Genomic DNA, 26,048 nt, shown 5'->3' with positions numbered 1-26,048 from the left:
TCGTCGTTGTTGTCGTTGCAGTTGCGCCGACCTCAAGTCGGTGGGACGTCAGCCCAGCATGCCCGCAGCCGCACGCGGCTGCGGGGTCAGGGCGTCGCCCACCCGGTCGACCAGTAGCGCCATCTCGTAGCCGACCTGCCCCACGTCGGAGCTGCGGGCGGCCAGCACCGCGAAGGACGAGCCGTCCGAGATGGACATCAGGAACAGGAAGCCATTGTCCATCTCCACGACCGTCTGGAGTACGGCCCCGCCCTCGAAGCAGCGGGCTGCTCCCTGGGTGAGGCTGACCAGACCGGATGCGATCGCGGCGAGCTGGTCGGCCCGGTCCCGCGGCAGATCCCGTGACGACGCGAGAAGCAGGCCGTCCGCCGAGACGGCGACCGCATGCGCGACACCGGGCACCCGGTCGGCGAAGTTGGCAAGCAGCCAACCAAGATCCTGCGTAGTTGTCATCCTTCTTGCTCCTTCTGCCCGCTCCCGGCCGCTGAGCCTGAGCCAGACTGCGAGGATTGCTGCCCTCCCGGAGTCGCCTCCGGGCTGGTCGGGTTGTCCGAGGTGCTACGCCCTCGCTGCACGCCCCGGTGGTAGGCGGAGAGCAGGCCACGGACCGCCTCCGGGGAACGCCGCTGGACCGAGGTGGCGGGCTTCTCCACCGCGCCCGGCACCAACTGTGCCATCGGCTTGCGCTTCGGCAGACCGGTCGTGGTGGTCTCGTTCACCGGGACCGCGCTGGCCGCTGCCGAGGCGGCACGCCAGCCGTCGTCGGCGGCGGTCTGCCAGCCGTTTGTCTGCGGCTGGGGCCGGCGGTTCGGCAGGCTCTCGGCGAGACCGGGGCGTGCGCCCCCGTTCGCTGTCGACCCGTTGTCCCGCGGCGCTCCTCCGGTGCTCGGAGTGTCTGCCATCGGCGTGTTACCTGTCGTCCCGGGTGCTGTCTTGTGGACTGTCCGAGCGTTGGCCTCGACGGTGGCGAACTGCTGGGTCGCGTCGCCGCCGCTCGCCGCCGGCTTGGCCGCGGCTGCCGCCTCCTCGGGACCCGGACGGCGGGTACGGAACCAGGCCGACTCGAGCTCCCGGAAGATCGGCAACTCCATGGTCTCGTCCGCGTACCGCTGCCGGTTCTGGGCTTGCGGCTGCTGAGGTGCCGGACGGTTCTGGGCCGGCGCGGGCGTGACCGGGGCCGCCGATGCCTGCGGCTGCGCGGTGGCGGCCTGCTGCTCGGCGCGCGGCATCCGGGGCAGTTCCGTCGTCATGTCCAGGGCGGCGGCGAGCCGCTCGGGAACCGCCGGGGTCTGCGCATCCCGCTCCGCGCCGGGCACCGGCGGCCACGCCGGAGGCGCGGGCGTGTTGGGCGCGGGGTCAGCAGGCGGAGCGGACCGGGGCGTGAAGCCGCTGAACGACTGGCTGGAGGCGGGAGGTGCCGAGTAGGGCTGTCCTGACGCCGGCGGCGTCGAGTACGGCTGACCGGAGTACGGCTGACCGGAGTACGGCTGACCGGAGGCGGGCGACGCCGAGACCGGCGACGCGGACACCGGGTGGCCACCGTAGGGCTGGCCGGAGGCCGGCGCGGCGGACACCGGCGGGCTGCTGTACGGCGCACCCGAGTAGGGGTGCCCGGAGTACGGCTGGCCGGAGGCCGGCGAGGAAGAAACCGGCGAGGAGGAGTACGGCTGAGCGGAGACCGGCGGCGCGGAGTACGGGCGCGCTTCCGGGCTGCTGGGCAACTGCCGCGGAATCCCCGGCTGCTGGCCGGTGGTCGTGGGCTCGTCACCGGCGCGGCGCTGCGGCAGCGGGTCGATCTGCTGGCCGTTCGCCGACCGGGGCATGAACCCGTCGCCGCCGTTGACGCTGTTCGTCGCGCTGGCACCGGTCAGGTCGGACCAGGCCGGCATCGACCCGTACGCGCCGGCGTTTGCGGGCGTGCCGGCGCCGTTGCGCGAGGCCGGCTCGAACGGTCGGCCGCCCAGGGTGACCTGGTTGCCAGACTCGCCGGGACGGGGGCCGTTGCCAAGCGCGGGCAGGGCGCCGAGACCGGGCGGGGGCCCACCGTACTGCTGGCCGGCAGCCGGCAGGGCCGGCGGCTGCTGCGGCCGGCCGGACAGCGCCCGGGGCACCAGCACGGAGGTCGGCAGGGTCACCTCGGCGACCGTGCCGCGGTCGTTGCCGGGGCGCAGCTCGACGCGGACCCCGTGCCGCGATGCCAGCCGGGCGACCACGACCAGGCCCATCATCCGGGACACGGCGACGTCCACCTGCGGGGGCGTCGCGAGCCGCTCGTTGAGGTCGTTCAACTGCTCGCGGCTGATGCCGATGCCGCGGTCCTCGACGTAGAGCGAGGCGCGGTCGCCGACCCGGCGGGCCTCGACCATCACCTGCGAGTCCGGCGGGGAGAACGCTGTGGCGTTGTCGAACAGTTCGGCCACGAGGTGCACGAGGTCGTTCACCGCGTGGGCGGCGACCTCGATGTCGCGGTCGATGACGCCGAACTCGATACGGGTGTAGTGCTCGACCTCGGACTGGGCGGCGCGCAACACGTCGATGAGCGCGGCGGGCTCGCGCTGCACGCGTGTGGAGTCGGCGCCGGCGAGCACGAGCAGGTTCTCGTCGTTGCGGCGCATCCGGGTGGCCAGGTGGTCGAGCTGGAACAGCTCGGCCAGCCGGTCCGGGTCCTCCTCGCCGCGCTCCAACCGGTCGAGGTGCCCGATGAGGCGGTCGACCAGGATCTGCGAACGGCGGGCCAGGTTGACGAACATCGTCGCGACGGAGGCGCGCAGTGTCGCCTGCTCGGCGGCCGTCCGGACGGCTTCCAGGTGGACGGCGTTGAACGCCTCGGTCACCTGGCCGAACTCGTCCTTGCTGCGGACCGGCAGCGGCTCGGCGATCTGGTTGGCCAACTGCACCGGGGAGAGCTGCCCGACGACCTGCGGGTCTCGGAGTCGGGCGACCGCCTGCGGCAGACCGTACTGGGCGACCGAGAGGGCACCCTGGCGCAGCTCACGCAGGGATCGGGCCATCGAGCGGGCGACGAGGTACGCGAAGAGGATGGCCAGCAGCAGCATGCTGAGCAGCAGGCCGGTCTCCAGGAAGACCTGGCGCTGGACGTCCGACCGCAGTTCGTTGGCCTTCGTGACCACGTCACGGTCGAGTTGCGACTCGACGTTGCGGATCAGCTTGGCGTTGGCCGTCATGGCCGAGTCCCACTGGTCCGGGCCGAACGGCGCACCGCGCATGTCGCCTGTGGTGTTGCCGTCGATCCAGCCGATGTAGTTCTGTGCCTCGCGGCGGTCACCGCCGGCGACGGTCTGGTCGTGGAACTTTGCCTCGTCGGGGCTGGCGACAGCCTTGAAGCTCTGTAGCGCCTGCTGCTGGCCGGTGCCGCTGGCGATGTAGTCGGTGCGCAGGGCCGGGGTCAACCGTTGCCCGCCCTGGACGCCAAGTGCGCGGTGCACGACGACCCGGCGGACGGCGAGGAACTCCTTCTCCCGGGCGACGGCCGCGACGGCCCGCATCCGGTCGCTCAGGTCGTTGTTTCCGGCGAGCTGGGTGGCCGAGTCACGGATGGAGAGAAGGTCGTTGATCAGACCCTCGTACGCCTGGACGGCCTCGGCGAGCTTCAGTTTGCCGTTGAAGACCTGGCTGCGGACGCCCGGCAGGTCTTTCAGGCTCTGGTCGATGCCGTTGAGCAGGCCGTCGAGGCTGCTCGGCAGGTCCTCGAGCTGGCCACGCTGCTGGCGGTAGGGGCCGGTCGTCTGGTCGACCCGGATGTTCACCCGGTTGTACGCCTCTTGGTACTGCGCCTTCGGCTGGGTGCCGGTCGCCTGCAACAGCAGCACGGCGGTGGTCCGCTCGTCCTGGAGTGTGTCGACCAGACTCCCGGAGTAGCTCGACAGGCTGGCCAGGTCGCCGGCTCGGTTGGCGTTGTTGAGCGTCTCCAGGTGGTCGACGAGACCACTGGTGCCGACCACGACCGTGGCGATGGTCGGCACGATCATGATGAGACCGAGCTTGGACCAGATCGGCATGTCCCGGAGCCGGCTGGCCGGCCGGCTTAGCCGCGACAGGAAGGAGCCCGCCGTCTTTGGCCGTTTGCTCACGTCACCGCCCTCGCGATTACAGCTTCAACGCGTTGCCCCGGGCAACGCCCAGCGTCCGACCCGGCGGGTCGGACCCCCGAGATTCCATCACGACGCCCGGCAAGAAGAAAGCCCAGGTTGTCACCTGCGGGAGGTGTGATGAGATGTTGATACGATTTGATCGCAGTCCGTCTGGTCGGAGTAACTGAAGGTAATGGAACATCAGTACCGCGTTATCTTGCTCGCCGGCCCTTCTGGCTCCGGAAAGTCGTACATAGCACGGCAAACCGGCCTTCCGGTGCTGAGTCTGGACGACTTTTACAAGAACGGCGATGACCCTACGTTGCCGCGTCGAAACGGGCAGGTGGATTGGGATTCGCCGCAGTCCTGGGACGCCCGGACGGCCGTCGATACGATTGCGCGACTCGCCCGCGAAGGTCGAGCCGATGTGCCGGTTTATGCGATCGGCGCTGATCGTCGGGTGGCCACTCGGGCATTTGAAGTCGACGGATCGCCACTTTTCGTGGCCGAAGGGATTTTCGCCGCCGAGATCGTCGAGGAGTGCCGTCGGCGAGGGGTGCTCGCCGGCGCGTACGCGCTGCGCCGGCCGCGCGGGGCGACATTCCTCCGCCGGCTCGCCAGGGACCTGGCCGAACAGCGCAAGGCGCCCCGGGTGCTGCTCCGGCGCGGAGTGGCCCTGCTGCGGGCGGAGCCCGCGGTGCTGCGCCGGCAGACCGGGCTGGGCGCGGAGGCGGCCCGCGCCCGTGAGGTGCTGCACCGGGTGGCCGGCCTGCTCGCCAGCCACCCGCACAGCTGAACGGTTCAGGCCAGCAGCTTCGCGTACGCCGGCTTGATCACCTCGTCGATGATCCGGAGTCGTTCGTCGAACGGGATGAAGGCACTCTTCATCGCGTTGATGGTGAACCACTGCATCTCTCGCCAGCCGTAGCCGAACGTCTCCACGAGCAGGAACATCTCCCGCGACATGGAGGTGCCGCTCATGAGCCGATTGTCGGTGTTGACGGTGACCCGGAACCGCAGGTCCCGCAGGAGGCCGATCGGGTGGTCAGCGATCGAGTCCACAGCGCCGGTCTGCACGTTGGACGAGGGGCACAGCTCCAGGGGGATCCGCTTGTCGCGGACGTACGCGGCCAGCCGGCCCAGCACCGGGGCACCGCCGGGGGTGATGTCGTCGACGATCCGGACGCCGTGACCGAGCCGGTCCGCGCCGCACCACTGGATCGCCTGCCAGATGGACGGCAGGCCGAACGCCTCACCAGCGTGGATGGTGAAGTGGAAGTTCTCCCGCTGGAGATACTCGAAGGCGTCCAGGTGGCGGGTGGGCGGGAAGCCTGCCTCGGCGCCGGCGATGTCGAAGCCGACCACCCCGGCGTCGCGGTGCCGCACCGCCAGCTCGGCGATCTCCTGGGAACGGGCGGCGTGCCGCATCGCGGTGAGCAGGGTGCCGACCCGGATGGTCAGGCCCGCCTCGACCGCCAGCGCGGTCCCCTCGGCGAACCCGGCGAGGACCGCCTCGACCACCTCGTCGAGGCTCAGGTCCTGCTCCAGGTGCTGCTCCGGGGCGAAACGCACCTCGGCGTAGACCACCCCGTCGGCGGCCAGGTCCAGCGCGCACTCGCGGGCCACCCGGCGCAGCGCCGGCGCGGTCTGCATGACCGCCACTGTGTGCGCGAACGTCTCCAGGTAGCGCTCCAGCGAGCCGGAGTCGGCGGCCTCGACGAACCAGCGCCCGAGCGCTTCCGGGTCGGTGGTGGGCAGCTCGTGGCCGACCTCCGCCGCCAGCTCGACGATCGTCGCCGGCCGCAGCCCACCGTCGAGGTGGTCGTGCAGCAGTGCCTTCGGAGCCTTGACGATGTCCTCGTACCGGATAGTTGCGACCATGCTCAGACCCTAGTCAGCGACCCTCCTGGGTCGGGACGGGACCGGCCTAGACTCGATTCGTGGATACAGCTCGGCGGCCTGACGTGGACCTCCGCATCCTCGAACGGCTGCGCTGCCCGGTGTGCGGGGATCCCCTGACCGAGGTGATCGCAGGCACCGCCCGGGCGTTACGCTGCCCGCGCCGGCACAGCTTCGACATCGCCCGTCAGGGTTACGTGAACCTGCTCGCCGGTCGCGCCCCGCACGTCGGGGACACCGCCGAGATGGTCGCTTCCCGGGCCGACTTCCAGGCCGCCGGGCACTACGACGTCATTTCCGCCGCACTCGCCGCTGCCGCGACTGAGGCCGTGGTCCGGCTCCGTGCGACGGCCACGCCGCCGCCGGCGCCTACCCCGCCGTCCGCCCTTTGCTCTGCTTCAACCCACGCACCGGTTTCCGGGCAGAACTGTTGCGCGGAGGTAAGCAGAGCAAAGGACACAACGGCAGGGGTACGGGTCGAAGCGTCGGCGGCCGACGTCGGGGCGTACCCCCTGGTGGTGGATGCCGGCGCCGGCACGGGCCGGTATCTCGGCGCGGTGCTGGCGGCGCTGCCGGACGCCGTGGGTCTGGCCCTCGACGTCTCCAAGCCGGCGCTGCGCCGCGCGGCCCGCGCGCACCCCCGGGCGGCCGCCGCGCTCGCCGACACCTGGCAGCGGCTGCCCCTCGCCGACGCCTCGGCGGCCGTGCTGCTCAACGTGTTCGCGCCCCGCAACGGGCCGGAGTTTCACAGGGTGCTCGACCCGGCCGGCACGCTGCTGGTGGTCACCCCCGCCGCCGACCACCTCACCGAACTGGTGGACGCCCTCGACCTGCTGCGGGTGGATCCGGACAAGGCCGACCGGGTGGCCGCCAGCCTGGGCGGGCACTTCACTCCGGTCAGCTCGACGGTGCACCGTGCCGAGCTGACGCTCACCCGCACCGAGGTGGCTACCCTGGTCGGGATGGGGCCGAGCGCCTGGCACACCGACCCGGGCGCGTTGGCCGCCCGACTGGCCGCGCTTCCCGAGCCGGTCCGGGTGACGGTGGCGGTCCACCTCGACGCCCACCGGCCCCGCTGACCTCAGGTGGAGAGGTCCACTTCTTCCCAGCCGGGCGGCTCGTCGTGGTACGGCCCGCGCAGGATCACCGCCCATTCCAACGCCCAGCGCCGCTGCCCGATCGCGTTCGCGTCGACGAGCCCCGGCGCCCGCTGGCCACTCCGCTCGGTCTCCAGGTACGCCCAGTCCAGGCAGTAGTGCAGGTCGAGCAGGGCTGCCGCGTCGGCCGGATGCTGCGGGGCGGCAAGGATCCTCGTCCGCCAGTGGGAGAACGTCTCACCGTCGGCGAGGTGCGGCAGCCGCTCGACAAGCCGCTCGTCCACGGCCAGGGTCGGGTCGAGCTGCTTGCTCAGCCCCAGCACCCAGGCCAACGCGAACAGCGCGTCGTGGTGCAGCACGAACGAGCGGTGGTCGCCCTTGCCGCCCATGACGAACTGCCACTCGGGCGGGGTGACCATCTCCACCAGGTGCGAACCGAGTAGCCAACTCATCGCCGCCTGCGGGGGCATCCCGAAGCAGCGGGCCAGGATCAGGTGCAGCACGGCGATCCGCGCCTCGATCTCCACCGTCGGGCGTAGCTCGATCTCGTCACCCGGCTCCCAGACGAGCGGGAACTGTGCCGGCGGCAACGGCAGGCCGAGCCGGGACAGCTCGTCCAGGCTCGCCTCGCGCACCTCACGTGGGTCGGGGGCAGGTACGGTCACGGCGGATCATCCTGTCTGCTCGCGACGGCTCAGGGCCGGTCGTCCCCCCTTGGCCTGCGACAATAGCGCTCCCAGGTGACCGGCACCATGCCGGCCCGGCCGTCTGGGTCAGCCGATCCGCTCGATGACCAACGGCGTCGCGGCAGGCGTGTCGGGGGCGATCCGCACCGCGCGGGCGGCCTCCGCAAGCGCCGCCGGGATCCGTGTGGCGTCGTCGGCGCGCAACTCGTAGAGGGGGTCGCCGGCCCGCACCGCGTCGCCCGGCCGCCTGTGCAGCACCACCCCGGCCGGCACGCTGACCGGGTCCTCCTTGCGGGCGCGGCCGGCGCCCAGACGCCAGGCCGCAACCCCCATGGCGTACGCGTCGACGGCCGCCACGTACCCGTCCTGCTCGGCGCGGACCACCTCGACCTCCGGCGCGGTCGGCATCGGGGCGTCCGGGTCGCCGCCCTGCGCGCGGATCATCGCCCGCCAGGTGTCCATGGCGCGGCCGTCCCGCAGCGCGGCGGCCGGGTCGGCGTCCGGCAGACCGGCGGCGTCGAGCATCTCCCGGGCCAGGGCCAGCGTCAGCTCCACCACGTCGGCCGGTCCCCCGCCGGCCAGCACCTCGACCGACTCGGTCACCTCGACGGCGTTGCCGATCGCCAGTCCGAGCGGGGTGGACATGTCGGTGAGCAGGGCGACAGTCCGTACGCCGTGCGCGCCGCCCAGCTCGACCATCGTGCGGGCAAGCTCGCGGGCCTGGTCGACGGACTTCATGAACGCGCCCGAGCCGACCTTGACGTCCAGGACCAGCGCACCGGTGCCCTCGGCGATCTTCTTGCTCATGATCGAGCTGGCGATCAGCGGGATCGCCTCCACTGTGCCCGTCACGTCGCGCAGCGCGTACAGCTTGCGGTCGGCGGGGGCGAGCCCGGCACCGGCCGCGCAGATCACCGCGCCCACGTCGCCGAGCTGGGTGATGAACTCGTCGTTGCTCAACGCGGCCCGCCAGCCGGGGATCGACTCCAGCTTGTCCAGCGTGCCGCCGGTGTGCCCGAGGCCCCGGCCGCTGAGCTGCGGCACGGCGGCGCCGCACGCCGCCACCAACGGCGTGAGCGGCAGGGTGATCTTGTCGCCGACGCCGCCGGTGGAGTGCTTGTCGACTGTCGGCCGGCGTACCGCCGACAGGTCGAGCCGCTCACCGCTGGCGATCATCGCGGCGGTCCACCTGGCGATCTCCGGCCCGGTCATGCCGTTGAGCAGGATCGCCATTGCCAGCGCGGACATCTGCTCGTCGGCGACCACCCCCCGGGTGTACGCGTCGACCACCCAGTCGATCTGGGCGTCCGACAGCACACCTCCGTCCCGCTTGGCCCGGATGACGTCAACAGCAGCAAAACTCATGAAGGTCTCCCTAGTCGAATGGCGGATCCCGACCCACGGACCGCGAGCACGAGGGATTGGGCCGACAGTGCCCGGCGGAGGGATCAAGCCTGACCGCCCGGAGCCGGGCGCTGTCGGCCCGATCCCCAGAGCTCAGCCAGCAGACCAGCGCTCCGGGATCTCCAGCGGCGGCTCACCCTCGCCGGCCCAGAAGATCGTGCCGGTGGCGTCCACCACCACGACCCGGGGGGTGCGGGCCGTACCCCAGGCGATGGCCTCCGCCGGGTCGTCCCAGCTGGGCGCCTCCTCCAGCACACCGGTCTCGGCGCCCGCGTCGTCGCCTGCCGACCGCTCCCAGTACGCCGTCCAGACCTGCTGGCCGGCGGACATGTCGGCGTGTACGAAGACGGTGCCGCGTCCACGCCAGGCGGCCAGCCGCTCGGGGACCACCGGCACCGGCGTCTCGCCGGTGACCGCCTCCAGGTCCTCCACCCCGAAGGCGTGCGGAAGCAGCTCGGCCATCCGCAGTGGGCCGCCCTTCGCCTCGACGAGGCATTCCGGGCCGCCGTGTTCCCACAGCAGTTGCCGGCACCGACCGCACGGCATCAACGGCTCGCCAGTGGCGTCGACGCAGGAGAGCGCGACGAGTCGACCGCCACCTGTGGCGTGCAGGCTGGACACGACACCGCACTCGGCGCAGAGCGTCACCCCGTACCCGGCGTTCTCCACGTTGCAGCCGACCACCACGCGGCCGTCGTCGACAAGGGCGGCAGCCCCGACCGGGAACGACGAGTACGGCGCGTAGGCGTGCCGCATCGCCTCCGTGGCGGCGGCACGCAGTCGCGCCCAGTCAATGTCGGTCATGTCACCATTCTGCCGAAGTAGCCCAGGCTGGCAGCCGGCAGGGCCGCAGCCCCGAGGCTCAACCCTTGATGTACGGCTTGCCGTCGGCGGCGGGCGCGCGGACCTTGCCGACCAGCCCGGCGACCGCGAGGATCGTCGCCAGGTAGGGCAGCATGGCCAGGAACTGGCTGGGGATCGCGCTGTTGATCGCGCCGAGATAGGTGGCGAGCTGGTCGGCGAAGCCGAAGAAGAGCGCGGCGAGCAGCGCACCCGTCGGGTTCCACCGGCCGAAGATCAGCGCGGCGAGCGCGATGAAGCCCTTACCGCCGATCATGTTCTTTGTGAACGAGTAGAGGGCAAGCGTGTAGGACGCACCGCCGATGCCCGCGACCACGCCGGCCAGCAGGACGTTGCGGTAGCGCACCCGCAGCACCTTGACGCCGAGGGTGTCGGCGGCGATCGGGTGTTCGCCGACCGACCGGGTGCGCAGCCCCCAACGGGTCCGGAACAACGCGATGTGGATCACCAGGACCAGGAGCAGGCCGAGGTAGAGGAAGATGTTGCCGCGGAACAGCGCCGGCCCGAGCACCGGGATGTCCTTCAGCAACGGGATCTCCCAGTTGCTGAAGCGCGGTGCGCTGTTGTACCTCTCCGCGTCGGTCTGCATCAGCCGCTCGTAGAGGAAGCCGGTCACGCCGACCGCGAACAGGTTCAGCACGATGCCGATGACGACCTGGTCGACCAGGTAGCGGATGGCGAAGACGGCAAGCAGCAGCGAGATGAACGCGCCACCGATCGCGGCGGCCACGAGGCCCACCCACACGCTGCCGGAGATGCTGCCGAACAGCGCGCCGCTGAACGCGCCCATCAGCAGCTGACCTTCGATGGCCACGTTGACGACACCGGAACGCTCGCACAGCACCCCGGCGAGCGCGCCGAAGATCAGCGGGAGCGCCAGGATGAAGGTGCCCCTGATGATGTTGACAAGCGGCATGAAGTTCTGCCCGGCCGGCGCGGCCGAGACCTGCCAGCAGAGGAAGGACAGCACGAAGCCGAGCAGTCCGACGCCGAGCACAGGCAGGAACCAGCGTTTCGGGAGTCTGCCGGCGAGCAGGGCCGCCCCGGCGGCGATCGTGATGATCCCGAACAGGATCGCGCCGATCGTCCCGTTGATCTCCAACGCGGCACCGGCCGCGTCGTCGCTGAGCGTGAAACGGGCCTGCTGGTCGGTGGCGAGCGCGCCGAAGAGCACTGTCGAGAGCAGCCCGAGCGCCAGCAGCACGGCGCCGACCTTGCGGTTGCGGGTCCAGAAGCCCTCGTCGACCGCGGCTACCGCGACGTCGGGGACAGCCATGGTGGACATGCGTTACCAGCCCTTCGCCAGGCTCGTCTGCAACCGGGCGGCCCGCGCCGCTCGGAGCTGGAAGATCGCCTTCACCAGGGCGGGGGCGGCGATGAAGATGACGATCAGCGCCTGAAGCACTGTCACCAGCTCCAGCGAGATGCCGGAGTACGACTGCATCCGGTTGCCGCCGGCCTGGAGCGCACCGAACAGCAGCGCGGCGAGCAGCACCCCCCAGGGCTTCACCCGGCCGAGCAGCGCCACCAGGATGCCGTCGAAGCCGATCTGCGCGACCACCAGCGGGGTCAACGCGCTCGCGGTGGAGCCCAGGACCATGTTCGCGCCGCCCAGGCCGGCAAGGATGCCGGCAAAGACCATGATCAGGATGTACGTCTTGGTGACGCTGATGCCGGCGGTCCGGGCGGCGTCCGGGTTGGCGCCCACCGCACGCAGCTCGAAGCCGAGCGTGGAGCGGTTGAGCAGCCAGGCGACGGCCCAGGTGGCGAGCACGGCGAGCAGGATGCCTGCGTGCACGCGCAGGTTGTCGCCGAACAGTCGGGGCAGCTGGGCGGAGCTTTCCACAGCCCTGCTGATCGCGTCCGAACGGGCCGGGTCCTGCACACCGTTCTGCACGATGATCCAGGCCAGGAAGTACGTGGCCACGTAGTTCAGCATGATCGTGTTGATCACCTCGTGCGCGCCGGCACGGGCCTTGAGGATGCCGGGGATGAAACCCCAGATCGCCCCACCCAGGGCACCGGCAAGCACCGCCACCAGCAGGTGCAGAACGGGCGGCAGCGGCAGCAGGAAGCCGGCCACCGCCGCGAGGATCACACCGATCATGGCCTGGCCCTGGGCGCCGATGTTGAACAGGCCGCCCCGGAAGGCAAGCGCCACCGACAGGCCGGTGAAGACCAGCGGCGCGGTGTAGGTGAGCGTCTCGGAGATCGGCGCGAGCACTGCCGGCCAGCTGCCGTCGCCGTTGACCCAGGCGGAGAACGCCTCCGGGTCGAAGACCGCGCCCTTGAACAGGTTCGCGTACGCCTCGCTGACAAGCGTCCAACTGGAATTGATCGCGTCGGACGGACGGGAGGTGATGTACGAGTAGGTGGAGAGCACGTCCGGATCAGAAATGATCATCAGGATCGCGCCGACCACGATCGCCAGCACCAGCGACAGGAGCGTCACCGTGAAGGTGTTGGCCGCCCACAGGTTGTCCAGGAACAGGCGGCCAAGGGACGGCTTCGGCTCCGGCTCGGACACCTTCGGTGTGTTGGCCGTACTGGCCTGCTCGGTGTTGCCGAGCGCAATCTGCGCCGCCTGCGCCTCGCTCGCCGGTTCCTTGTCCGGTGAGCCCGACTGCGGGTTCACGTCGCTCATGCCTCGTCCTCGCTCGCGGGGCCGTCGGCGCTCGCCGGACCCCTGCCTGCCGTGCCGGGATCGTCGGCGGTGGGTGCCGCGCCGGACTCGGCGGCGGCGTCCGGGCTGATGCCGGCCATCAACAGGCCGATCTCCTCGCGCGGGGTGTCCGGGGCGACGACGCCGATGATCCGGCCGCGGTACATCACGGCGATCCGGTCGGCCAACGCGACCACCTCGTCGAGTTCGCTGGAGACCACCAGGACGGCGGTACCGACGTCCCGCTCGCGGATGATCCGGCTGTGGATGAACTCGATCGAACCGACGTCGACGCCACGGGTCGGCTGGGCGGCGATGAAGAGCTTCAGCGGCCGGGACAACTCCCTGGCCACGATCACCTTCTGCTGGTTGCCGCCGGACAGGGTGCCCACCGACGCTTCGGCCGACGAGGTACGGACGTCGAACTGCTCGATCCGCTCCTTCGCCGAGGACGCGATCGCGTCCGGCCGGAGAGCGAACCCGGAGCCGAACGGTGGCCGGTCGTAGATGTCCAGCACCAGGTTCTCCGCGACGCTGAACTCCTTGACCAGGCCGTCCACGCTGCGGTCCTCGGGGACGTAGCCGACGCCGGCGCGGAGCACCTTCTTCGTCGTCCAGCCGTCGATCCGGTCGCCACTCAGGCTCACAGTGCCGGCGAGTACCGGGCGCAGGCCCATGATCGCTTCGATCAACTCGGTCTGGCCGTTGCCCTGCACGCCCGCCACGCCGAGCACCTCGCCCGCGCGTACGGTCAGGTCGACGCCGTCGACGGCCCGGATCTGCCGGTCGTCGTCAACGACCAGCCCGGCCACCTCAAGCACCGGCTCGCCCGGTGTGGCAGGCGACTTGTCGACGGTGAGGCGCACACTGCGGCCGACCATCAGCGCGGCCAGTTCGTCCCGGCTGGCCTCCGGGGAGGCGGTGCCGACGGTCTTGCCGCGCCGGATCACTGTGATCCGGTCGGCGATCGCCTTGACCTCGCCGAGCTTGTGGGTGATGAAGACGATCGACTTGCCGGCGGCCTTGAGCGCCCGCATGACCGTCAGCAGCTCCTCGGTCTCCTGGGGGGTGAGCACCGCTGTGGGCTCGTCCAGGATGAGCAGGTCGACGTCGCGGGTGAGCGCCTTGACGATCTCGACGCGCTGCTGGATGCCGACCGGCAGGTCCTCGATCACCGCGTCCGGGTCGACCCGCAGGTTGTAGCGCTCGGACACCTCGGTGACCTCGCGCCGGGCCCGCCGCCGATCCAGGAAGCCGCCGATGCCGCCCCTTACCTGCTCGGCGCCGAGCATGACGTTCTCCGCCACCGTGAAGACCGGCACCAGCATGAAGTGCTGGTGCACCATGCCGATCCCGGCGGCGATCGCGTCGGACGGGCCCCGCAGCTTCAACGGCTTGCCGTCGACAAGGATCTCGCCCTCGTCGGGCTGGTAGAGCCCGTAGAGGACGTTCATCAGTGTCGACTTGCCCGCGCCGTTCTCGCCGAGCAGGGCGTGAATCTCTCCAGGCTCCACCGTCAGATCGATGTGGTCGTTGGCGACCAGATCACCGAACCGCTTGGTGATGCCGCGCAGTTCGAGTCTCAGCGCAACCTCCTGGAGTGCGAGCGATGGTGCAGCGTAGCTGCCGGTCGACCGGGTCGGACCGACACGGTCACCGTGGCGCACGATCGGCCGCTCCGGCTCCGCGGGTGGTCACCCGCGGTGCCGGAGCGGCCGGATCGGTAGTACCTGTCCCGCCGCTCCTGCGATGATCTCACCGCAGGGACCGGCCGGTTGTCACTTGGCCGGCTGGGCCTTCGAGCTGACGGTGATCGTCCCGGCGGCGATGTCCGCCTTGATCTTGTCGACCTCGGCCTTCAGCTCGGCCGGAACCTTGCTGTCGAAGTCGTGGTACGGGGCGATCGAGACACCGTCGTTGGCAAGGGTGCCGACGAAGCCCGGCGTGGCCGGCAGCTTGTCGCCACCGGCGGCCTTGAGCACGGCCTCCTTGACGGCGCCCGGGATGTTCTTGACGACCGTCGTGATGATCGCGGAGCAGTCCGGGGTGCTCTCGCAGCCGTCGACGTCCACCCAGATGGTGCTGTACTTGCCACCCGAGGCCTTGGCCGCGCTCGTGGTGCCGAGACCGGCGCCACCGGCGACCGGCATGATGATGTCCGCACCCTGGGCGACAAGCGCGTCGGAGACCTTCTTGCCCTCGTCCTGCTTGTCGAAGGCGTTGGAGAAGGAACCCTTCTGGGTCTCCTTGTTCCAGCCGAGCGCCTGGACGTCCTTCTTCTTCGTGGTGTTGTAGTACGCCACACCGTCGACGAAGCCGTCCATGAAGATCGTCACCGGCGGGATCGGCAGACCACCGTAGGTGCCCACCTTGCCGGACTTGCTCATCCCGGCGGCCAGGTAGCCCGCCTGGAACGCGGCCTGGGCGGTGTCGAACTGCATCGGGTAGACGTTGTCCACGCGCGGGTTGCCGTCGACGATGCCGAAGTGCTGGTTCGGGTTCGCTTCGGCGATCTTCTTGGTGGCGGTCTCCATCAGGCCACCGACGGCCAGGATGAAGTCGCACTTCTGGTTGACGTACTGCGTCAGGTTGGGCTCGTAGTCGGCCTCAGCCTTCGACGCCACGTACTTGATGTCGATGTTGTCGTTGGCGGCCTTGGCCTCCTGCAGACCCTTCCAGGCCGACGTGTTGAACGACTTGTCGTCGATGCCGCCGACGTCGGTCACCATGCAGGCGCTGAACTTCTTGGCGCCACTGCCGGCGTTGTTGTCGTCATCGGGTGCCTCACCACAAGCGGCAGCGCCCAGCACGAGGCCACCCGCCACGAAGGCGGAGGCGATCCGCATCCCACGCACAGAGCGCAAGACGTCTCCTTCCCATTGCCCACCGCGTCATGCGCGATGGGCAGCCCTTGCGCCGGCCTGCGTGTGCCGCCGGCGTCCCACGTTACGGACGGGAGCGTACGCCCGCGCCCACCCACCGGCCGCCAATCGTGCACGACTGTTGAACGTCCGTTACCCCGGCGTAACCCTGGGGTGCGGCAAATCACTTCTCGTGCAGATCGGCGACCACGCGGGTGTCGCGAACGTCCGTTTCTCCGTGCTTCCCCAATGCCTGGCGAACTAACGCCAGAACACCGCTACTGCCGCGTTGACCAGGGTCAACCCGACGATCGCGAGGAAGTGGCCACGGTTCACGCTCTCCCGCTTACGGGAGAAGAAGACCATGACAAAGATCAGCAGTGCGAGCACCAACTTGGTAACAAGCTTTGCGGGGGCCGGCTCGTCGCCGTCGCGCAGCGGCGCGGACAGTCCGATGCCCGTGACAAGTTGGATCACCGACCCCCAGAGCATGGCGGCGTTGATCCGCAGCCGGCCGGTGATGTATTGAGCGATCCCGCCGCCGAGCAGCAGCGCGAAGCCGATCAGATGGACGTAGAGAAGGATCAGTCGAAGAGCTTCCACGCGGCCTATTGTCCCTCAACAACGACGCTTCGTAGTAGCGGCCCCGCCGTGCCGCCGCCATACCGTGACCCCATCCCCCTCGCGATCTTGCGGTTGCTGCCTCGACATGCGCGACAAAAGCCACGAAGAGCCGACCGAAACCGCAAGATCGCGGGGGCTGCGAGCGGGCGCAGTCAGGGCAGGCGCCAGACCTGGAAGGTGGGGCCGTCGGCGGGGAGAGTCACAGTGCCCTCGGTGTCGGGGCGCAGCGGCTCCGCACCGCCGTAGATGTTGTCGCCGGGCTTCAGGCCCGACAGCCGGACCGGGGCACCTGGCGCACGCCGGGCCAGCACCAGCACCGTCGCGGTCGGCGCCTCGCGCAGGAAGACGAGCGTCTCCGCGTCCGCGTGCACCCACCGCAGGCCGCCGTGCCGCAACGCCGGCTCGTCGCGGCGCAGCGTCAACAACGACCGGTACGCGTCGAACGTGCGCCGGTCCCAGCTCTCCGGCCGGTGCCACGGCATCGGGGTACGCGAGCCCTCCCCGTTCGTGCCGGTGAGGCCCAGCTCGTCCCCGGCGAACACCACGGGCGTGCCGGGCATCGTGGCGAGCAGTCCGGCGGCCACCTCCTGCCGGGCGGCGTCGCCGACCACCGTGCGGATCCGGGCCGAGTCGTGCGAGCCGAGCAGCTGCCACGAGTGGGTGTACGACCGCCAGGACACCAGCGACCGGTAGGCGTTCATCGTGGCGAGCACCGCGCCCGCGTCACGCCGCCGTACCCCGCCCGGGGTGCCGAGGAAGTTCGGCACCGGGTCGTCGCCGTGGCGCAGCCAGGACCACACCGGGTCGGTGAAGCCGACGTAGTTCATGGTCCCGTGCCAGCCGTCGGCGTCCAGGTCACCGGTGTGGTCGTGGCCGTGCTCGGCGAGCAGCAGCGCGTCGGGGCGGGTCTGCGCCACGACCTCGCGCAGCAGCCGCGCCACCTCGTGGGTGTACGCGTCCGCGCCCCGCCGACCGGTCATGTTCGCCACGTCGACCCGCCAGCCGTCCAGCCCGTACGGCGGGCGCAGCCAGCGGCGCAGCAGCGAGTCCTCGGCGGTGGCGAAGCGGCGGCGCAGCTCCGTGCTGCCCCAGTTGAGCTTCGGCAGCGACTTGACGCCGTTCCAGGACTCGAAATCCCCGCCGGGCAGGTCGAAGTAGTACAGGTCGCGTTCCGGGGCGTTCACGTCGGAGACGGCGGCGGTGAACCACGCGTGGGCGTCGCCGGTGTGGTTGCTGGTGATGTCGCCGAGCAGCCGCCACCCCCGGGCGTGCACCGCGTCGGCGAGGCGGGCAAGTGCCGCGTCCCCGCCCAGCAGCGGGTCGACGGTGTCGAAGCTCGCCGCGTCGTACCTGTGGTTGGAGCGGGCCGGGAAGACCGGCGTGAGGTAGACGGTGTTGACCCCGAGCCGGTCCAGGTGGTCAAGGTGTTCGGTGACGCCGTCGAGGTCGCCGCCGTAGAGCTGGCGGGGCGTCTCCGGACCCCTGCCGATGACCGGGGTGTCCCAGCCGCAGTCGATGGCCCAGTCCGGCAGGGTGCGGCCGTCGGCGGCGGCGGAGCGGGCGAACCGGTCCGGGAAGATCTGGTAGATCACCGCGTCCCGCGCCCAGGCCGGCGGCGGGGCGTAGCTGACAAGCTTGAAGTCGCCGTTGTCGGGCACGTCGTGGTCGGCCAGGCCTGCGGCGTTCAGCCAGCGGGTGCCGTGGCCGCCGTCGAGCAGGAAACGGTAGTTGCTCACCGGGTTGCGGACCTCGACATCGGCCCGCCACCACACGTCACCGTCCTCGGTGCGGTCGATCTCGGCCTCGGCGAAGCGCGGCTCGCCGTCGCCTGTGGTGCGCACGTGCACCTGGCGGACGCCGGCGCCGGCCGGTACCCGGACGAAGACCGGCACGGTCTGCCCGAGCGCGGGTTCCTGCTCGGGGACGTAGGTGGCGGAGCCGTCGTGGTGCGGCTGGAGGGGCATGGTGCTGCCTTTCGCGTCGTACGGACAGGAAGGGGGGCGGTCACCCGCCGCGGCCGGTTCACCCGACCGCGGCGGCCCGCCCTCCGAACCGCTCCGGTGTACGTCGACACGACGCCCTTGCCGCAGCGTGAGCCGAGGAGGCTCAGCCCTTTACCGCTCCGGAGGTGAGCCCGGAGACGATGTAGCGCTGGAGCAGTTGGAACACCAGCACCGTGGGGATCGCGGTGAGCAGGGTGCCCGCCGCGAACATCCCGAAGTTGTTGTTGCGCTCGCCGGCCACCAGGCCGTACATGCCGACCGCGAGGGTCTTCGACTCGGGTTCGGTGAGGAACACGTTGGCGATGATGAACTCGTTGATCGACCCGATGAACGCGAGCAGGCCGGTCACCGCCAGGATCGGGGCCACCAGTGGCAGCATGATCCGGAAGAAGATCTGCACGTGCGACGCGCCGTCCATGGTCGCCGACTCGTCCAGCTCCTTCGGCAGGGTGTCGAAGAAGCCCTTCATCAGCCAGGTGTTCGCACCCAGCGCGCCACCCATGTAGAGCAGGAACAGGCCCCACGGGGTGTTGAAGCCGATCGACGGGTACAGGTCGGTGAGCGTGGTGAAGATCAGGAAGATCGCCACGATCGCCAGGAACTGCGGGAACATCTGGATCAGCAGCAGCGCGAGCAGGCCGACCCGGCGTCCGGAGAAACGCATCCGGGAGAACGCGTACGCGGCGAGCGACGACAGGAAGATCGACGCGAAGCTGGCCACCCCCGCCAGCAGCAGCGAGTTGAGGAACCAGTGGCCGAAGGCGGTCCGGTCGAACAGGTTGACGAAGTTCTCAAGTGACGCCCCGGTGGGCAGCAGTTCGGTGGAGGAGAGCGTGCCGAGCGGGTTGAACGCCGCCGAGATCACGAACAGGATCGGGAAGAGGCTGAACGCCACAGCCAGCACCCCGACCAGGTGCCGCCAGCCCACCTGGGCGAACCAGCGGCTGCGCGGCTGACGAACCGGCCGACGACCAGCCTGGTCACGGTTCGCCGTGGGAGTGTCCACAATGCTCGTCACGAGTACACCTCCTCCTGCTTGCGGGTCCGCCGGAAGCTGATCGCCGACACCGTCGCCACGATCGCGAAGATGAAGATCGAGACAGTGGCGGCCAGGCCGAACTCGGCACCCTGGGCGCCGAACGCCAGCCGGTAGGTGTACGTGATCAGCAGGTCGGTGGCGCCGTTTGTGGGGTTGTCCGGCGCGAACGGCCCGCCCTCGGTAGTGAACAGGATCGCGTTGACGTTGTTGAAGTTGAACGCGAACGACGCGATGAGCAGCGGCGAGAGCGCCACCAGCAGCAGCGGAAGGGTGACCGCCCGGAACGACTGCCAGGGCGAGGCGCCGTCGACCGATGTCGCCTCGGTCAGCTCCCGCGGGATGGCCTGCAACGCTCCGGTGGCGACAAGGAACATGTACGGGTAGCCGAGCCAGAGCTGCACCAGCACCACAGCGATCCGGGCCGACCAGGTGCCGCCGAACCAGTCCACGTTCAGTCCGAACAGGTTGTTGAGCAGGCCGAAGTCGGTGTTGAACATGTCCCGCCAGATCAGCAGCATCGCGAACGACGGCATCGCGTACGGCAGGATCAGCAGCACCCGGTAGAAGTTGGTGCCCTTCATCCGGGGCGAGTGCAGCGCCAGCGCGATGGCCATGCCGAGCAGGAACGTGAGGCCTGTGGAGCCGATCGCGAAGGCGAAGTTCCAGGCCAGCGTGCCGAAGAACGGCCCGGAGATGTTCGGGTCGGTGAGCACTGAGCTGAAGTTCTTCAGCCCGACGTCGACCTTCCAGCCCTGGGCGAGCCGCTCACCGTCGGCGGCGACGAAGGAGCCGGACTGCTCGTCGGCGGTCCAGGTCCTGCCGGTTTCACTGTCTCTGACGCAGTCGCACGCGTCGTCGTACGCCCGGGCGGCCTTGCCCTCGTAGGCACGGCTGAGGCCGTTGGAGCGGATCGCGCCGTCGTCGGTGGGCACGATGAGCGCGGTGACGGCGTCGCTGCGCCCGCTGGCCTGCCCGATGTTCAGCACTGTGTAGCCGTCCGCGGCGGTGATCTTGCCGCTGAGGCTGCTGACCGTGACGTCGGCGGCGTCGAGCTTGCGCAGTCCGTCCGCGTCTCCGGCGAAGACGTCCTTGGTCTTCGGGTCGCTGAGCAGGAAGACAAGCGCGCCGGTCGCCGGGTCGCCCTTGGTGGCGATGGTGAGGGCGTACTCGGTCGAGCCCGGGACCTGCTTCACCGAGGCGGTCTGGATCGCGACGATCGCGTCGTCCTTGCTGCCGCGATGGCCGTCGCCGAAGTTCGTGAACGCGGTGCTCGCCGTGTAGAGCACCGGGACGACCTGGAAGGCGATAAGGAACAGCGTGCCGGGCACCAGATACTTCGCCGGGATGTGCCGACGGCTCAGGTAGAGGTAGTACAGGCCGGCGGTGGTGACCGCCAGGATGCCCAGCCCGATCCAGTGTTCGGCCTCGATGAGCGGGAACGCCGCCCAGATCGCGATCCCGGCCACCAGGCCGAGCAGGATCACCTTGCCGACGAGGCCGGTCGCGGTGATCGGCGCGTGATGCCGCGCGGTACGGGACAGCCCAGGGCGAACGGGCTCCCGGCCCGGGGTCCTCGTGGACCCCGGGCCGGACAGCGGCGCGCTCATTACTTGATCTGACCCTGGATCGTCTTGCCTGCGGCGGTGATCGTCGTGGCCGGGTCGGCGCCGCCGATGATGGCGGCCTCCGCCTTACCGAACGGGTCCCAGATCGCGGCCATGGCCGGGATCGCCGGGAGCACGTGGCCGTTCTTGCCGGCCTCGGAGAACTTCGCCAGGTCCGGGTCCTCGCCCTTCACCTGGTCGAAGGCGGCGGTCAGCGCCGGCGGGCGCGGCTCGGCCTTGTACAGCGCGACGGCCAGCTCGGGCTTGGTCACGTAGTTGGTGACGAACTCCTGGGCCAGCGCCTTGTTCTTGCCCTTGGCGGCGACGTAGAACGCCTGGACGCCCACGAACGGCTGGGCTTCCTTGCCGTCGGCGAAGCCGGGGACCGGGGAGATGTCGTAGGAGATGTTCGCCTTCTTGGCGTCGGCGACGGCCCACGGGCCGGACACCAGGTAGGCGCACTTCTTGCTGGTGAACGTGGAGATCGCGTTCTCCGGGGTGATGGAACGCTTCAGCGCCCCGTCGCCCTTCTCACCGAGCTTGGCGATCTTCTGGAAGGCCGTGATCGACTCCGGCTTGCCCACGCCCAGGTCCTTCGGGTCGTAGTCGCCGTTGGCCGCCGTGCCGAACAGGTAGCCGCCGCCCGAGGTGTAGAGCGGGTAGATATGGTACGAGTCGCCGTTCTGGCCGGACTGGAGGCACAGGATCTCGCTGGCCTTCTTCTCGGCCTTGAGCTTCTTGCCTGCGGCGACCAGGTCCTCGATGGTCTTCGGCGCCTCGGGGGCCAGCTCGGTGTTGCGGATCAGCGCCACGTTCTCGGTGGCGTAGGGCACGCCGTAGAGCTGGCCGTTGAAGGTGACCGCCTTGACCGCTGTCTCGTTGAAGGCGCTCTTCTGCTCGGCCGGGAGCTGCACCGGGTCGATGGCGCCGTTCTGGACCAGGTTGCCGATCCAGTCGTGCGCGCCGACCACGACGTCCGGTCCGCTGCCCTGCTGGGAGGCGGTGACGAAGTTGGTCTGCAGGTCCTTGCTGACGGCCTGGACCTCGACGGTCACGCCGTTGTCCTTGCCGAACTCCTCGGCGAACGGCTTGAGGGCGGCGGTCCGCTTGTCGTCGGCCCAGATCACCAGCTTGCCGCCGGCGGCCTTGGGGGATTCGTTGGCGGCCGGCTCGTCGCTGTCGCCGCCACACCCGGAGGCGGCGAGCGCCAGGGCGAAGAGGGCGACCACACCCGCGGTACGGATGCGCATCGGTACTCCTGTCGTCATGGCGGGTCCGCCGGGGGAAGGGCGGCTCCGCCAGTGGGAACTCTGGAAGTTCTTGCCAACCGGCACAGCGATGCTGCGCCGCAGCTCTCTCATGTTGCGGGGACGTTAGCAAGAGGTTGCAGATTATGGAAGCTCTTGCAGAGGGCCGCGCAAGAACTTGCCGGTGGGCTAAAGTGCCGCCATGCGCGCTCGACTGTCCGACATCGCCCAGCAGGCTGAAGTCAGCGAGGCCACGGTGTCGCGGGTGCTCAACGACCGCCCCGGCGTGGCTCCGGAGACCCGGCAGGCAGTTCTCACAGCTCTGGACGTGCTCGGCTACGAGCGCCCGGCCCGCCTGCGCAAGCGCAGCGCCGGGCTGGTCGGCCTCGTGGTGCCGGAGCTGGACAACCCTATCTTCCCCGCGTTTGCGCAGGTCATCGAGTCCACCCTGGCGCAGAGCGGGTTCACGCCGGTGCTCTGCACGCAGACCGCCGGCGGCGTCACCGAGGACGAGTACGTGGAGATGCTGCTGGATCGGCAGGTCTCCGGGATCGTCTTCGTCTCCGGCCTGCACGCCGACACCGCCGCCAACCATGACCGCTACCGGGCGCTGCTCGCCCGGCCGCTGCCCGTCGTCATGATCAATGGGTACGTCCCCGGCATCGGCGCACCGTTCGTCTCCTGCGACGACCGGGAGGCCGCCGAACTGGCCGTGGCCCACCTCGTGGTGCTCGGGCACCGGCGGATCGGCCTGATCACCGGTCCGGACCGGTTCGTGCCGGTGCAGCGCAAGGTGGCCGGCTGGCGAGCGGCGATGACCCGGTTGGCCGGCGTCGCCGAGGCCGACCTGGGATCCTTTGCCGAGTTGTCACTGTTCGGTGTGGAGGGTGGCGAGGCGGCTGCCGGTCGTCTGCTGGATCGGGGCGTCACAGGCGTGGTCTGCGGTTCCGACCTGATGGCGCTCGGCGCGGTCCGGGCGGCGCGGCAGCGCGGCATGACCGTTCCCGGCGACCTCTCGGTGGTCGGCTACGACGACTCGCCGCTGATGGCCTTCACCGACCCGCCATTGACCACGATGCGCCAGCCGGTCGCCGCGATGGCGGTGGCAGCGGTCCGCGCCCTGGTGGACGAGATCAACGGGCATGGTGCCCCGAACTCGGAATACCTGTTCCGCCCGGAGCTCGTGGTGCGCGGCTCGACAGCTGTCGCGCCGGCTGCCGCGCAACTCTCTTACGCAAGATCTGCTTGACTCTTGCAGCAGCGGAGCGGCATATTGCTCGAATGATCAGGACTGCCCCCCTGCCCCACACCGACGACGACTGGTGGCGCTCCGCTGTCGTCTACCAGGTCTACGTGCGCAGCTTCGCCGACAGCGACGGCGACGGCGTCGGTGACCTCCAGGGCATCCGGCAGCGCCTGCCATACCTGCGCGACCTGGGCGTCGACGCGCTCTGGTTGACCCCCTTCTACACCTCCCCCATGGTCGACGGCGGGTACGACGTCGCCGACTACCGGGACGTCGACCCGATGTTCGGCACTCTCGCCGACTTCGACGCGATGATCACCGACGCGCACGCCCTCGACCTGCGCATCATCGTCGACCTGGTGCCCAACCACACCTCCAGCGCGCACCAGTGGTTCACCGCCGCCCTCGCCGCCGGCCCCGGCTCGCCCGAGCGGGCCCGCTACCTCTTCGCCGACGGTCAGGGCACGCACGGCGAGTTGCCGCCAAACGACTGGGAGAGCATCTTCGGCGGCCCCGCCTGGACCCGGGTCGCGGACGGCCAGTGGTACCTGCACCTGTTCGACCCGACCCAGCCGGACCTGAACTGGCGGCACCCGGAGGTCCGTGCCGAGTTCCTCGACGTGCTGCGGTTCTGGCTGGACCGGGGCGTGGACGGCTTCCGGATCGACGTGGCACACGGAATGATCAAGGCCGAAGGGCTGCCGGACGTCGGCTTCAGCACGATGACGACCGGCCAGCGCCAGGTCGAACTGCTCGGCAAGGGCCGACTGCCGTACTTCGACCAGGACGAGGTGCACGAGATCTACCGCACGTGGCGGCCCGTCCTGGACAGCTACCCGGGCGGTCGGATGGCGGTCGCCGAAGCGTGGGCCGAGACCCCCGAGCGGCTGGCCCGCTACATCGGCCCGGACGAGCTGCACCAGGCGTTCAGCTTCGACTTCCTCGACGCCACCTGGTCGGCCGACTCGTTCCGCAAGGTGATCGACACCGCGCTTGCCGAATCGCAGGTGGTCGGCGCGCCCACCACCTGGGTGCTGTCCAACCACGACAAGCAGCGGCACGTCACCCGCTACGGCGACGGCGCCGAAGGGCTGCGTCGGGCACGGGCCGCCAGCCTGCTGATGCTCGCCCTGCCCGGCTCCGCCTACCTCTACCAGGGCGAAGAGCTGGGCCTGCCCGAGGTCCTCGACCTCCCCGACGAGCTACGGCAGGATCCTGCGTTCCTACGTACCGGCGAGAGCCGCGACGGCTGCCGGGTGCCGATCCCGTGGAGCGGCGACCTGCCGCCGTACGGCTTCGGACCGGCCGGCAGCGAGGTGAGCTGGCTGCCCGCCCCGGCGACCTGGCGTGCCCTGTCGGTCACCGCGCAGACCGGCGTACCCGGCTCGACGCTGGAGCTGTACCGGGCCGCCCTGCGGATCCGCCGCGAGCACCCAGCGTTGGCCGTGGACGCCGGCGGGGTCGCCTGGCTGGAGGGCGAGCCGGGCGTGCTGGCCTTCTCCCGCACGGCCGGCTCGACAGTGCTGACCTGCGTGGTGAACCTCAGCGGCGCGCCGGTCCTGATCGACGGGTACGGCGAGCCGATCCTCGCCAGCGAGCCGCTCACCGGGCAGGGCTCCGGCCAACTGCTGCCCGTCGACGCAACCGCCTGGTTGGAACGGCGCTGAGCGGGTAACCGATCTGGACCTGGTCGTCCGCCGTGCCCCGCGCCGGCGGGCGACTGGGGTACCGGCCCCTTGTGGTGGGGGGTGAGGTGCACCGGCGCCACGCGGATTTCGTCCGCGTGGCGCCGGTGTCCGTCGTGACGGAGGTGACCTCATGGTGGTACGGATCGCGCAGTACACGGTCGACGTCGAGGACCTGGACGTGATGGTCGCGTTCTGGTCGGCAGCGCTCGGCTACGAGGTATTACAGGGCGACGACGGCAGCGCCAAACTCTGGCCGTCGGGGCAGCCGCCCGGTGCCGCGCCCACCGTCTGGTTGCAGGGCTCGGGCACTGCCAAACGGGGCAAGAACCGGCTGCACCTCGACCTTGTCGCCGACTCCGACCCGCAGACCGAGGTACGGCGGTTGGTGGGCCTCGGGGCACGACCCGTGGACGTCGGGCAGACCGGGGCCGAAGGGTTCACGGTGCTTGCCGACCCGGAGGGTAACGAGTTCTGCGTACTGCACTCCGAACCGGCCCGCTGAGGCTTTGCTGTCTGTCACTTGGCGGTGAGCAACGCCGCGATCCGGGTGAAGCCGGCGCGGACCTCGGCCTCGTCCGGCGGTTCGGCGGGCTCTCCGTGGCCCGCCTCGTCGACCTCGGCGTCCAACTCCTCGTCGATCACGTCCTCGAAGTCGCCGTACAGATCGGCCCCCTCGGCCTGCCGGGCCTCGTCCTCGGCGGCGACCTGGGCGGCGGCGATCTCGCTGCGGATCTCGTCGGGCGACAGCGCCGGCAGCAGCGGCTCCACCACTGCCATCAGCTGCTCGTCGGCCACCACCGCCTCGGCAAGCGCCAGCGCGTGCGGCCGCTCGTACGGCCCGCAGACCACCGGCTCCCACTCGTCGAGGTCACCGAGCGGACCGAAGGTGATGATCCACGGCAGGCCGAGCATCGGCGAGTCGGACGGCAGGTCAAGTGTCATGAGTGCGCCCACCGGCTCATCATTGCCGCTCCCGCCGGGAAGGTGGGCGTCATTCGCCTTAACGTACGTCGGACGTGGGCCGACGTGGGCGGGG

The 26,048-nt window shown here is 70.2% G+C and carries 21 protein-coding genes; 5 read left to right on the top strand and 16 right to left on the bottom strand.

From position 1 onward, the window contains the following. Positions 1 to 48: 48 nt before the first annotated feature. Positions 49 to 453 (bottom strand): roadblock/LC7 domain-containing protein, encoded by a 405-nt coding sequence (locus tag ACPXB1_RS01615; RefSeq protein WP_007455462.1) that lies wholly within the window; start codon positions 451 to 453, stop codon positions 49 to 51. Continuing rightward, positions 450 to 4,091 (bottom strand): sensor histidine kinase, encoded by a 3,642-nt coding sequence (locus ACPXB1_RS01610; RefSeq protein WP_355630930.1) that lies wholly within the window; start codon positions 4,089 to 4,091, stop codon positions 450 to 452. The genes ACPXB1_RS01615 and ACPXB1_RS01610 overlap by 4 nt, the downstream gene beginning before the upstream one ends. 502 nt (positions 4,092 to 4,593) lie before the next feature. On the opposite strand from ACPXB1_RS01610, the gene ACPXB1_RS01605 reads away from it, so the two are divergent. Next, positions 4,594 to 4,887: a hypothetical protein gene (locus ACPXB1_RS01605; RefSeq protein ID WP_355592584.1), complete on the top strand. Its 294-nt coding sequence runs from the start codon at positions 4,594 to 4,596 to the stop codon at positions 4,885 to 4,887. Between the two features lie 5 nt (positions 4,888 to 4,892). Here ACPXB1_RS01605 and ACPXB1_RS01600 read toward each other — a convergent pair whose 3' ends face one another. Continuing rightward, positions 4,893 to 5,972, bottom strand: coding sequence for an adenosine deaminase (locus tag ACPXB1_RS01600; RefSeq protein WP_355592586.1), 1,080 nt, complete (start codon positions 5,970 to 5,972; stop codon positions 4,893 to 4,895). Between the two features lie 83 nt (positions 5,973 to 6,055). Between ACPXB1_RS01600 and ACPXB1_RS01595 the strand changes: the two genes are divergently transcribed. Further along, positions 6,056 to 7,069, top strand: coding sequence for a putative RNA methyltransferase (locus ACPXB1_RS01595; RefSeq protein WP_355592850.1), 1,014 nt, complete (start codon positions 6,056 to 6,058; stop codon positions 7,067 to 7,069). 2 nt (positions 7,070 to 7,071) lie between these two features. Here the strand turns inward: ACPXB1_RS01595 and ACPXB1_RS01590 are convergent, their stop codons facing one another. The 12 genes from ACPXB1_RS01590 to ACPXB1_RS01535 all read right to left on the bottom strand — a co-directional run bounded on the left by ACPXB1_RS01590 (position 7,072) and on the right by ACPXB1_RS01535 (position 22,081). Then, positions 7,072 to 7,752 carry a DUF4272 domain-containing protein gene (locus ACPXB1_RS01590; protein ID WP_355592588.1) on the bottom strand — a complete coding sequence of 227 codons (681 nt, stop codon included), beginning with the start codon at positions 7,750 to 7,752 and terminating at the stop codon, positions 7,072 to 7,074. A gap of 108 nt (positions 7,753 to 7,860) precedes the next feature. Further along, positions 7,861 to 9,138: a thymidine phosphorylase gene (locus ACPXB1_RS01585; protein WP_355592590.1), complete on the bottom strand. Its 1,278-nt coding sequence runs from the start codon at positions 9,136 to 9,138 to the stop codon at positions 7,861 to 7,863. 132 nt (positions 9,139 to 9,270) lie between these two features. Beyond that, positions 9,271 to 9,981: a cytidine deaminase gene (locus ACPXB1_RS01580; RefSeq protein WP_355630927.1), complete on the bottom strand. Its 711-nt coding sequence runs from the start codon at positions 9,979 to 9,981 to the stop codon at positions 9,271 to 9,273. Between the two features lie 58 nt (positions 9,982 to 10,039). Further along, the gene (locus ACPXB1_RS01575) at positions 10,040 to 11,323 is read right to left on the bottom strand and encodes an ABC transporter permease (protein WP_355592594.1); all 1,284 of its coding nucleotides are present in this window, start codon (positions 11,321 to 11,323) and stop codon (positions 10,040 to 10,042) included. A 3-nt stretch (positions 11,324 to 11,326) separates the two neighbouring features. Further along, positions 11,327 to 12,682: an ABC transporter permease gene (locus tag ACPXB1_RS01570; RefSeq protein WP_355592596.1), complete on the bottom strand. Its 1,356-nt coding sequence runs from the start codon at positions 12,680 to 12,682 to the stop codon at positions 11,327 to 11,329. Beyond that, complete coding sequence (locus ACPXB1_RS01565) at positions 12,679 to 14,367, bottom strand: ABC transporter ATP-binding protein (protein WP_355592598.1); 1,689 nt, start codon at positions 14,365 to 14,367, stop codon at positions 12,679 to 12,681. The genes ACPXB1_RS01570 and ACPXB1_RS01565 overlap by 4 nt, the downstream gene beginning before the upstream one ends. Before the next feature lie 111 nt (positions 14,368 to 14,478). Next, positions 14,479 to 15,546, bottom strand: coding sequence for a BMP family lipoprotein (locus tag ACPXB1_RS01560; protein WP_355592852.1), 1,068 nt, complete (start codon positions 15,544 to 15,546; stop codon positions 14,479 to 14,481). A 276-nt stretch (positions 15,547 to 15,822) separates the two neighbouring features. After that, complete coding sequence (locus tag ACPXB1_RS01555; protein ID WP_355592600.1) at positions 15,823 to 16,164, bottom strand: hypothetical protein; 342 nt, start codon at positions 16,162 to 16,164, stop codon at positions 15,823 to 15,825. Between the two features lie 173 nt (positions 16,165 to 16,337). Next, positions 16,338 to 18,149, bottom strand: a complete 1,812-nt coding sequence (locus tag ACPXB1_RS01550) for a glycoside hydrolase family 13 protein (RefSeq protein WP_425734705.1) — start codon at positions 18,147 to 18,149, stop codon at positions 16,338 to 16,340. A 142-nt stretch (positions 18,150 to 18,291) separates the two neighbouring features. Further along, positions 18,292 to 19,206 carry a sugar ABC transporter permease gene (locus ACPXB1_RS01545; RefSeq protein ID WP_355592604.1) on the bottom strand — a complete coding sequence of 305 codons (915 nt, stop codon included), beginning with the start codon at positions 19,204 to 19,206 and terminating at the stop codon, positions 18,292 to 18,294. Continuing rightward, on the bottom strand, positions 19,203 to 20,834 hold the full coding sequence (locus tag ACPXB1_RS01540) for an ABC transporter permease subunit (RefSeq protein ID WP_355592606.1): 1,632 nt from the start codon (positions 20,832 to 20,834) through the stop codon (positions 19,203 to 19,205). The genes ACPXB1_RS01545 and ACPXB1_RS01540 overlap by 4 nt, the downstream gene beginning before the upstream one ends. After that, positions 20,834 to 22,081 carry a sugar ABC transporter substrate-binding protein gene (locus ACPXB1_RS01535; RefSeq protein ID WP_355592608.1) on the bottom strand — a complete coding sequence of 416 codons (1,248 nt, stop codon included), beginning with the start codon at positions 22,079 to 22,081 and terminating at the stop codon, positions 20,834 to 20,836. Before ACPXB1_RS01535 ends, ACPXB1_RS01540 begins: the two co-directional genes overlap by 1 nt. Positions 22,082 to 22,280: 199 nt before the next feature. On the opposite strand from ACPXB1_RS01535, the gene ACPXB1_RS01530 reads away from it, so the two are divergent. The 3 genes from ACPXB1_RS01530 to ACPXB1_RS01520 all read left to right on the top strand — a co-directional run bounded on the left by ACPXB1_RS01530 (position 22,281) and on the right by ACPXB1_RS01520 (position 25,514). Further along, entirely contained in the window at positions 22,281 to 23,327 is a 1,047-nt protein-coding gene (locus ACPXB1_RS01530) for a LacI family DNA-binding transcriptional regulator (RefSeq protein ID WP_425734704.1), read from the top strand. A 32-nt stretch (positions 23,328 to 23,359) separates the two neighbouring features. Beyond that, positions 23,360 to 24,991 carry a glycoside hydrolase family 13 protein gene (locus tag ACPXB1_RS01525; protein WP_425734703.1) on the top strand — a complete coding sequence of 544 codons (1,632 nt, stop codon included), beginning with the start codon at positions 23,360 to 23,362 and terminating at the stop codon, positions 24,989 to 24,991. Positions 24,992 to 25,142: 151 nt separating this feature from the next. Then, the gene (locus ACPXB1_RS01520) at positions 25,143 to 25,514 is read left to right on the top strand and encodes a VOC family protein (protein ID WP_355592614.1); all 372 of its coding nucleotides are present in this window, start codon (positions 25,143 to 25,145) and stop codon (positions 25,512 to 25,514) included. Positions 25,515 to 25,528: 14 nt separating this feature from the next. Here the strand turns inward: ACPXB1_RS01520 and ACPXB1_RS01515 are convergent, their stop codons facing one another. After that, positions 25,529 to 25,966 (bottom strand): hypothetical protein, encoded by a 438-nt coding sequence (locus tag ACPXB1_RS01515; protein ID WP_425734702.1) that lies wholly within the window; start codon positions 25,964 to 25,966, stop codon positions 25,529 to 25,531. Positions 25,967 to 26,048: the final 82 nt, after the last annotated feature.

This window comes from Micromonospora sp. DT68 (assembly GCF_049847245.1).
GTDB classification, from domain to species: Bacteria; Actinomycetota; Actinomycetes; order Mycobacteriales; family Micromonosporaceae; genus Micromonospora; species Micromonospora profundi.
The sequence above is the reverse complement of the archived record's forward strand: the minus strand, read 5'-3'. Positions and strand labels throughout refer to the sequence as shown.

Coding starts and splice junctions, on each gene's coding strand:
- ACPXB1_RS01570 (WP_355592596.1), bottom strand. CDS start 12,682: ATGAGCGACGTGAACCCGCAGTCGGGCTCACCGGACAAGGAACCGGCG.
- ACPXB1_RS01525 (WP_425734703.1), top strand. CDS start 23,360: ATGATCAGGACTGCCCCCCTGCCCCACACCGACGACGACTGGTGGCGC.
- ACPXB1_RS01575 (WP_355592594.1), bottom strand. CDS start 11,323: ATGTCCACCATGGCTGTCCCCGACGTCGCGGTAGCCGCGGTCGACGAG.
- ACPXB1_RS01560 (WP_355592852.1), bottom strand. CDS start 15,546: ATGCGGATCGCCTCCGCCTTCGTGGCGGGTGGCCTCGTGCTGGGCGCT.
- ACPXB1_RS01550 (WP_425734705.1), bottom strand. CDS start 18,149: ATGCCCCTCCAGCCGCACCACGACGGCTCCGCCACCTACGTCCCCGAG.
- ACPXB1_RS01530 (WP_425734704.1), top strand. CDS start 22,281: ATGCGCGCTCGACTGTCCGACATCGCCCAGCAGGCTGAAGTCAGCGAG.
- ACPXB1_RS01600 (WP_355592586.1), bottom strand. CDS start 5,972: ATGGTCGCAACTATCCGGTACGAGGACATCGTCAAGGCTCCGAAGGCA.
- ACPXB1_RS01615 (WP_007455462.1), bottom strand. CDS start 453: ATGACAACTACGCAGGATCTTGGTTGGCTGCTTGCCAACTTCGCCGAC.
- ACPXB1_RS01540 (WP_355592606.1), bottom strand. CDS start 20,834: ATGAGCGCGCCGCTGTCCGGCCCGGGGTCCACGAGGACCCCGGGCCGG.
- ACPXB1_RS01520 (WP_355592614.1), top strand. CDS start 25,143: ATGGTGGTACGGATCGCGCAGTACACGGTCGACGTCGAGGACCTGGAC.
- ACPXB1_RS01580 (WP_355630927.1), bottom strand. CDS start 9,981: ATGACCGACATTGACTGGGCGCGACTGCGTGCCGCCGCCACGGAGGCG.
- ACPXB1_RS01585 (WP_355592590.1), bottom strand. CDS start 9,138: ATGAGTTTTGCTGCTGTTGACGTCATCCGGGCCAAGCGGGACGGAGGT.
- ACPXB1_RS01535 (WP_355592608.1), bottom strand. CDS start 22,081: ATGCGCATCCGTACCGCGGGTGTGGTCGCCCTCTTCGCCCTGGCGCTC.